Genomic DNA, 1604 nt, shown 5'->3' on the forward strand with positions numbered 1-1604 from the left:
CCCTCTCCCGCAAGCGGGCTAATTTGAGCACAGATGTTGCAGCGCGAGTCGGCTCGCGGGCGGGGGCTGAGGGTTTGGTGGCGACAGATTCGAATCCGGTGTGGCTTGTGCGGGCAAGTTCCGAATCGAAAGTCGCTGTTGGGGCTGGTGGCTGCAGATCGTCGTTGCAGGCGTGGAATCTGGTGTGATTCTGTTTGAGCCGTCGCGGCAAGAGCGGAGGCGGCGATGGCGCCGGTGATCGGCTATTTTGGCGATGACCGTCTGGCCCGGAACGGCGCGTTGATGGTGCAACGTGTCGGCGAGCGGCAGACTGTCTGTCTGCGCAAGCTTTGTGATGATCGGGCGGAACAGGTCAGGTTTCAGCGCTTCCTGGCCAACAAGGCGGTGACGGTCGCGGAGATGATTGCGCATCGAGCGGAGTTTGTCGCGGTGGCCGCGGCGGGCCGGCATGTGCTGGCGATCCAGGATACCAGCGAGATCAATTATGAGGCGCAGCGCGGGCGCAAGCGGCGGCTGGGCACGGTTGGCAACGGCAGCGACGTGGGGCTGTTCGTGCATCCGGTGCTGGCCGTGGACGCCACCTGCGGCGAATGCCTGGGGTTGGTCGATGCTCAGGTCTGGCGTCGCACCAAGAGCAAGGATCCAAACTACAAGAAGCTGCCGATCGAGTTGAAGGAGTCCTATCGCTGGCTTCACGGCGGCAGCCAGGCCAAGGCGGTTCTGGCCGACGCCGCCATGGTGACGGTCATCGATGACCGCGAGGCTGACATCTACGAGAAATGGGACCGCTTGCCCGACAGCCGCACCCATCTGTTGACGCGCGCCAGCCGCGATCGCTGCCTGGCCGACGGCAGCCGCCTGTTCAAGACCCTGGCCGGCTTTGCCGAAGCGCACCGCTTCGTGCTCGCTCTGCCTGCCCGACCGGGCAAGAAGCGCAGCGCCCGCCAGGCCACCATGGCGGTGCGCTTCGGCCGTGTCCGCATCCGACGCCCGCTCGCCTGCTCCGACCCCAAGGCACCGGCCGAGATCGACCTGTTCGCCCTTGAGGTGCGCGAGCTTGAGCCGCCGCACGGCCAGATCCCGGTCCTGTGGCGGCTGCTGACGACACATGCCGTCGAAACCCTCCTGCAGGCGCTGACCATCGTCGGCTGGTACCGCCACCGCTGGCACATCGAGCAGCTGTTCCGAACCCTCAAGCGCCAAGGCCTGCGGCTGGAGCAAGCTGTCGTCGAGGACGGCGCGGCGCTCGAGAAGCTCGCCGTCATCGCCCTCATCGCCGCCGCAACCACCATGCAGCTGGTGCTCGCCAAGGCTGCCGCCGACCAGAGCCCTCCCGCCAGCCGTGTCTTCAGCCCCCAACAGATCGTCGTCCTCGGGGTCTTGCTCAAGACCCGGCAGGGCCGTACCCCAAAACAGCAGAACCCTTATCCGCCCGACAGTCTCGCGGCCGCAGCCTGGATCATCGCCAGGCTCGGCGGCTGGACCGGCTACGACAGTGACAAGGGCTGCGGACCCATCACCATCCGCGACGGCCTCGAACGCTTCTACGCCATCGTCGATGGCTACTCTCTCGCAGCGCAACATCTGTGCGCAAGTTAGCCCGC

Annotated in this window: 1 protein-coding gene; it reads left to right on the plus strand. The window is 66.1% G+C overall.

Going from position 1 to position 1604, the window contains the following annotated elements:
* Window positions 1-225 precede the first annotated feature (225 nt).
* Window positions 226-1599: an IS4 family transposase gene (locus FHP25_RS40425; protein WP_147852679.1), complete on the plus strand. Its 1374-nt coding sequence runs from the start codon at window positions 226-228 to the stop codon at window positions 1597-1599.
* Window positions 1600-1604 lie beyond the last annotated feature (5 nt).

Source organism: Vineibacter terrae (assembly GCF_008039615.1).
Lineage (GTDB): Bacteria > Pseudomonadota > Alphaproteobacteria > Reyranellales > Reyranellaceae > Vineibacter > Vineibacter terrae.

Bases quoted from the DNA above. Each gene is read 5' to 3' on its own strand.
- FHP25_RS40425 (WP_147852679.1), top strand. From the start codon at position 226: ATGGCGCCGGTGATCGGCTATTTTGGCGATGACCGTCTGGCCCGGAAC.